6 protein-coding genes are annotated in these 6,486 nt (G+C 38.4%); 1 reads left to right on the top strand and 5 read right to left on the bottom strand.

Going from position 1 to position 6,486, the window contains the following annotated elements:
- Positions 1-7: 7 nt before the first annotated feature.
- Positions 8-970 (bottom strand): IS30 family transposase, encoded by a 963-nt coding sequence (locus F960_RS00790; RefSeq protein ID WP_004854881.1) that lies wholly within the window; start codon positions 968-970, stop codon positions 8-10.
- Positions 971-1,423: 453 nt separating this feature from the next.
- On the opposite strand from F960_RS00790, the gene F960_RS00785 reads away from it, so the two are divergent.
- A complete protein-coding gene (locus F960_RS00785; RefSeq protein WP_004854877.1) occupies positions 1,424-2,659 on the top strand; it encodes an ammonium transporter in 1,236 nt (411 codons plus the stop codon).
- An 86-nt stretch (positions 2,660-2,745) separates the two neighbouring features.
- On the opposite strand, the gene rsfS is transcribed toward F960_RS00785, so the two are convergent.
- The 4 genes from rsfS to F960_RS00765 form a co-directional block, all read right to left on the bottom strand.
- The gene (rsfS, locus tag F960_RS00780) at positions 2,746-3,150 is read right to left on the bottom strand and encodes a ribosome silencing factor (RefSeq protein WP_035373209.1); all 405 of its coding nucleotides are present in this window, start codon (positions 3,148-3,150) and stop codon (positions 2,746-2,748) included.
- Positions 3,151-3,240: 90 nt separating this feature from the next.
- The gene (locus F960_RS00775; protein WP_004854870.1) at positions 3,241-4,035 is read right to left on the bottom strand and encodes a hydroxypyruvate isomerase family protein; all 795 of its coding nucleotides are present in this window, start codon (positions 4,033-4,035) and stop codon (positions 3,241-3,243) included.
- A gap of 79 nt (positions 4,036-4,114) precedes the next feature.
- Positions 4,115-4,981: an NAD(P)-dependent oxidoreductase gene (locus F960_RS00770; RefSeq protein WP_004854867.1), complete on the bottom strand. Its 867-nt coding sequence runs from the start codon at positions 4,979-4,981 to the stop codon at positions 4,115-4,117.
- A 625-nt stretch (positions 4,982-5,606) separates the two neighbouring features.
- A complete protein-coding gene (locus F960_RS00765; RefSeq protein WP_004854864.1) occupies positions 5,607-6,395 on the bottom strand; it encodes a crotonase/enoyl-CoA hydratase family protein in 789 nt (262 codons plus the stop codon).
- Positions 6,396-6,486 lie beyond the last annotated feature (91 nt).

The raw sequence follows: 6,486 nt of genomic DNA, 5'->3' as shown, positions 1-6,486 counted from the left end.
GGCGGATTCAAGCAGCAAGTGCAACAGTATAAAAACCAGCCATAACTTCACTTGGCGTATACCAGCCTAGTGTTTTTCTAGGACGATGGTTGAGTGAAAATTCTATCTGCTCTATTTCATCGTTTGACACGTCATCAAACGATGATGATTTTGGCAGATATTGCCGGATTAAACCATTCGTATTTTCATTTCTAGCTCGCTGAATAGACTTGTAAGGATCAGCAAAATAAGTATCTATGCCGACATCAGTAATTCTTTTGTGTTCGGCAAATTCCTTTCCATTATCAAATGTTACACTATAAGCATGGCTCATTCGTAAACGATCTAATGCACAAGTAATCGTTTTAGAGGATGCTCTCGTTGACCCTAAATGAACAATATGTACGTACAGGCTCTTTCGATCAACGAGGGTTAATAAAGCTCCTTTATGATGTTTACCAATCACCGTATCACCTTCGAAATCTCCTAAACGTTGTCGCTGATCAATGACCTGGTCTCGGCAATGAATACTTGTTTTATCAATGATTTGCCCTCTACGATCCGTGTTTTTGTAACCTCGTTTTCGATATTTCTTCTGATGCCTTAAGTGTAGATGGAGGTTACCTCCTTGTGATTTATCTTGATAAATGTGCTGGTAAATCCACTCATGTGAAGGTACATCCAGCCAACCGCGTTGTGTTAAAGCACCTGAAATTTGTTCTGGTGACCAGTCTAAGCCAATTAAGTAATCAATATAAGCGAAGGCAAATGCTGTCATGGATGATGAAGGATGGTACCGTCTTTGACTTGCAAATTTCGCTGCCTGTTGAGCTCTATATCCACGTTGCCCAGTATTTCTTTTTAACTCACGGTAGATGGTTGATCGTGAACGCCCTAACTCCCGAGCAAGGCTAGCGATTGAACTTTTACTTTTCAAAGTAGCATAAATTTCGTATCTTTCATCTTGAGAAAGTTGGGTGTATTTCTTCATTGTGTGCTTTCCAATTGCGAGTTGAAAAAGTCTAATGATTCTATGAATACACCTAACTTTTTCAACTAACTACAAGTGTGTTGCACTTGGGATTTGAATCTGCGTTTTAATAAATCTGATGTAATGAAATGATATGTTTTGATAAAAAATATATTAATTTTATTCTACAGTATAGTACAAAGCTTTATTCATAGACCTAAACATAGTTTACTCATCATGGTTTTAAAGTTGATATGCTGAGTTCATGACAATTTTTACGATGATTTTAGAAAAGGATTGTTATGTTAAGGCTACATAAAAATTGCTTGGTACAGAAATAAAAAGAAAATTCTACTATTTTTTTGTCTAAACTATTTATAGAATAAAAAAATATCGTTGGTTATTTAACAAATTTCTAAAAAAATGTGAGGTTGAACTGCATTTCTTGAGATGAATTAGGATTGGTTTAACAAGATGAAAGTATTTAAATACTTGATATATTTATCAGTACTTGTTTTTTCGCCTCAGGTTTTTGCAGTCGATGAATATACGCCTAATGATCTAGCCGCATTTAATCTGTTACCAAATATATACCTACTTATTTTAGGTGGGGTATTTGTATTGATGATGCAGGCTGGTTTTGCCATCATTGAAGGGGGCTATGAAAAAAATTCTAGATCGTTTTATGGACTTTTAATCAATTATCTTTCAGCGATATTGGGCAGTGCTTTTTTTGGGGTATTTTGTTTTTTTATTTCGACAAAATTAGGGGCTGATAATCAGTATTTTGTCTCTAAACCTTTGCAAGGTTGGCATTGGAATTTAGTGTTTTTTTATACATTGATGGCGACTACATTGACCACAGTGGTGGGGCGGATTATTCCAAATAGTTCGTCTTTATTCACTTTTTGGGCAGTAGGGGTGGTAATTTCAGGGCTGATATTCCCAGTGATTAGTAGTTGGGCTTGGGGAAATCTGTTTTTTGATGGGGGATGGTTAAAGCATTATGGTTTTATTGATTTTGCAGGTTCGACTGTGGTGCATTCCACTGCAGCTTGGATCGTTTTAGCAGGGTATTTTGTATTAAAACCAGAACAAAAAGAACAACTTGTCAAGCGTGACATAATGTTTGATGATTATAAAATTTTATCTATTGCTTTGGCTGGTTTCATTTTATGGTTAGCGTGGTCAGGATTGAATGTTGGTTATATTACTGCAATTCCAGTTAAGGTGATTGATGTAGTGATAAATACCGTTGTAGCTTTGCTGGGCGCAGTGCTTTCAAGTTTAGTGTTAGCAAAGGTATTTTTAAAAAAATCATCATGGGAATCCATGATTAAGTCCGCTATAGGTGGTTTAGTCGCAATCACGGCAAGTTGTGGTTTTATAGATGCCTATGCAGCGGGATTTGTTGGAATCATTGCGGGCATTATTACAGTATATGTTCCAAGTTTATTGAGCCGTTGGATTGATGCTAAAAATATCCGTGAAGTGATTACAATTCATGGTTTTTGTGGGATTTGGGGAACTTTGGCAGTCAGCTTTAGTACAGATCGTATTATAGAGCTGACCAATCGAGCGACCATACTAGAGCAGAGTGTAGGTGTAGTCGTGGCGTTTCTATGGAGTTTTACGGTGGCATTTATTGCATTTAAAGCAATCTGCTGGCTAAAAGAGATGCGACTTAGATTAAAAGTAAAAAATGATTAAATCATAGATGATGCAATTTCACTTATTTTGGGCATTAAAAAAGCGACTATCTCAGTCGCTTTTTTTATTTTTCTAAGCATTTGTTTTTAAGCATTTGCTACTTCTGGAGCAGTGCGCCATAAACTTTCTAGATCGTAAAATTTACGAGCAGTCGGTAGCATTACGTGTACGACAACAAGACCAAGATCAATCAAGATCCATTCTGCATCACGTTCGCCTTCGATACCGATAGGGCGAAAACCTGCTTTACGTGCTTCATCAGCGACGTTATCTGCAAGTGCTTTAACATGACGTGTAGATGTACCGCTAGCAATAACAATTGCATCTGCAACATTGCTGATTGCGCTTACATCCATATCAATAACGTCTTTGGCTTTTACATCTGATAGAGCTTCATGTACTACATTAAGACATGCGAGTACATCACTATTTTGAGAATTCATTGAGATTTCGTGAGAATTAGAAGCGCTGGGCGATGGTTCTAAATTCATATGAAGTATATTTTCCTGACAATAACTCATTGTCTAATATACCGCCTTTGCCCCGAAAATACAAATTTCAGGGCAGGCCATTTTTGTGCTTTATATAGACAAGTTGTTGGTAAAATACTTGTCTTTCCAAGCAAATGATTGATTTGAATGTGATTGGGGTTTGTATTCTGCTGCGATATAGCCGTGATATGAACTATCTTGTAACCATTTAAAAATCTCAGCAAAGTCAATTTGCGCCGTATCAGGCTCATGTCTGCCCGGACAGTCTGCAAATTGGATATGTCCAATCCATTCGATATTTTCTTTTAAAGCTGCTAAAACATCCTCACCCATCATCGCCATGTGATAGCAGTCAAATTGCATTTTGAGTGCGCCATGTTGCACAGCTTCAAGCATTTCTTGGGCTTGAGCAATGTTTTGTACCAAGAAGCGTGGCATATCTGTGCCATTGATCATTTCAAAAACAGGCTGAATTTTATATTCGCTGAGCATGTGACTGGCAAGTTTTAGGTTGTCAGACAGTGTGTTTAAACAAGGCAATAGATCTGCATCTAGAGGTTGTTTTCCTGCCAGTATATTGACGCTTGGGACATTTAGTGCAGTGGCATATTCAATGGCTTGCGTGAGTGCTTGATGAAATTCGACCTCACGACCAGGGATGCCAGCCAAACCATTGCCTCCGTGCATCAAATCACCCGCAGGTACATTGATGAGGCAAATATGTAGATTATAAAGTTCGAGCTGGGCTTGAATGTCTTCAATGCTAAGTTCATATGGAAATTGGATTTCGATATGTGAAAAACCATGTGCATGAGCTAGAGCAAAACGCTCAATCAGTGGAACTTCAGTAAAAATCATGGAAATGTTTACTGCGAGTTTAGACATGCCTTTGCTCCTTGCTTAAGACTCGTTTCAATATGGCTTTATCTAGCCTAATCTATATCAATCTTTTAGCTTGGTATAGTTAGACTTTAATCTGTTCAATGATGGTTGCCAAATCTGCTTCAGCATAGCCTTTTTCTTGGTGTGCTTTTAATTGCGAAAGTGCCAATTTTGCAACTGGAATATCTAAATTAAACTGTTGAGCGAGTTGTACTGCATTATTTAGGTCTTTGGATAATGTTTTGACTTTCCATTGCACAGGTTGGAAAGTTTGGGTTGCCATACGTGGTGCTAAGATTTGAAACGGTTTTGAATCTGCAAAACCACCTGCAAGTGCAGGTGCGAGTAAAGTTGTATCGACACCTGCCTGTTCTGCCAATGCGACAGCCTCAGCGATCAAGGTGCTATTGGCAGCGACAATCAATTGATTACAGATCTTGGTGGCTTGTCCTGTTCCTGTTTGTCCCATACGTGTGACACGTTGTGAGAGTATATTGTAAACCAAGTCGAGTGCTTCAATCTGTGCCGCATCTCCACCAGCAAAAATGACCAATGTCCCATTTTCAGCTCCAGCAGTACCACCTGAAACAGGGGAGTCGATCCATGTTACGCCAAGGTGTTTTGACTTATCCGCAAGTGCTTTAGTTTTATCCACAGACAGACTAGAAAAGTCCACAATGACTTGTCCAGATTTGAGATGATCATGGATTTGATCAAAGACTGATTCAACCGCGGTATCATCTGATAAGCAAGTGAGAATGATTGGGTAAGCGGAAATTTCATTGAGCTTTAATGATGCTGCGCCAATGTCCAGCAAAGCAGTACAAGCCGTTTGTGTACGATTCCATACAGCTACCTCGAAGCCTGCTTGGACGAGGCGAGTGGCCATACGACTGCCCATGAGCCCCATGCCTAAGAATGCGATTTTCGTACTTTTATCAAAATGCATCGAATAATTTCCCTGTATATCAAATCAATCTGAGTCAAAACATTTAAAAATATAAGATAAATTTTTCTAAAATCAAATAAAAAACAAAAGAGTTCTCGCATAAGTTATATTTTGCTCAAATTTAAACTCTCAGCATTCTGCTTCAAAGCATAATAGAATTTGCAATTAAGGCAGGATGCCGCCCGTCGAACAAGGGAGTTCCGCATTTTTTAAAGCAGTGCTTTAAGAATTGCTCAGGATGCATGCCCATTTGTTCGACAATGGTTTTCTTGCGAAATATATTTCTCATTTGTCCGTAAACAAAGTAAGAAAGATTGTCTACGCAATGTAAATTAAATGACTCACGGCAAATGTGACCGTGTGATATTTTTCACACAAATACCTGATCATTTTCAATTTATGAAAGAAGTTTAAAGATATGATCATTATTCATTTCATATTCTTCATGATGATTAGAAATCTATTTTTATTTCCAAAAGATATGTAAAAAAAAGCTCGTCATAGACAAGCTCTTCTTAGAAAAGGTAGAGATGACGGAAACCCGATTGCCTAGCGATCCTGCCTTGCACGGCAGCTCATCTCCATCTATTTTTATATAAAAGTATTTAGCAACTCAGATATGCTTTTACTTATATTGACGTGGTAAAAATTCAACTTCTGGGTTTTTGTCTTTTTTACGAGCAATTTGACTATTTTTACCGACCAATAGTTTAAGTTGCCAAATTTTTTCCAAACGAAGTGATTTCTTCGGTTGATGTTCCATAGCGTCAAGCACTCGTTTTGCAGCCATCAGCGCATCAGGAGAACGCTGTAACATTTCTTCTGCAATTTGCTCAGCTTTGAGCATTGGCTTTTCATCAAGATGAGTGACGAGTCCTATTTGTTTTGCATATTCAGCATCAAAGACACGTGCTGTGAGGGTAAGTTCTTTCGCCAAATCAATCCCAATTACGCCTTTGATTGAACGTGTGAGTCCCATATCTGGAACTAAACCCCAACGGCTTTCCATGATAGACATTTGAGTGCTCGGATGTGCGATTCGAATATCTGCTGCCAAAGCCAACTGCATACCTGCACCAAAACAGTAGCCTTCAATGGCAGCGATGACAGGCACAGGAAGCTCTTGCCAGATTAAAAAGGCTTTTTGAAATAGGCTTTGACCAGGCTTAATCAATTCCCAAGCGGCATAAGCAGTATTTTTAGGGTTATTTAAGTCTGATAAATCAATACCCGCACTAAATACATTGGCTTCACCCGTTAAAATCACGCAGCGAATGCTTTTATCAGATTTGATTTTTTTGGCAGTCTGTACCAGTTCTTTGAGCAATGCAAAACTCATTGCATTGCGTTTTTCTGGGCGATTTAGACTGACTGTTGCGATTCCGTGATTTTTTTCTATCTTGAGTAGTGCCATTTTTTTAGACTCGTTTTTTCATGTGAATGAGCATAGCATGCGATAAAACTTGTTGCATGACAGGGCAGTCACATAAATCTGGTCGTTTCGG

Origin of the sequence: Acinetobacter gerneri DSM 14967 = CIP 107464 = MTCC 9824, assembly GCF_000368565.1 — a bacterium.
In the GTDB taxonomy this organism is placed as follows: Bacteria; Pseudomonadota; Gammaproteobacteria; order Pseudomonadales; family Moraxellaceae; genus Acinetobacter; species Acinetobacter gerneri.
This window is presented reverse-complemented; position numbering and strand designations above follow the sequence as displayed.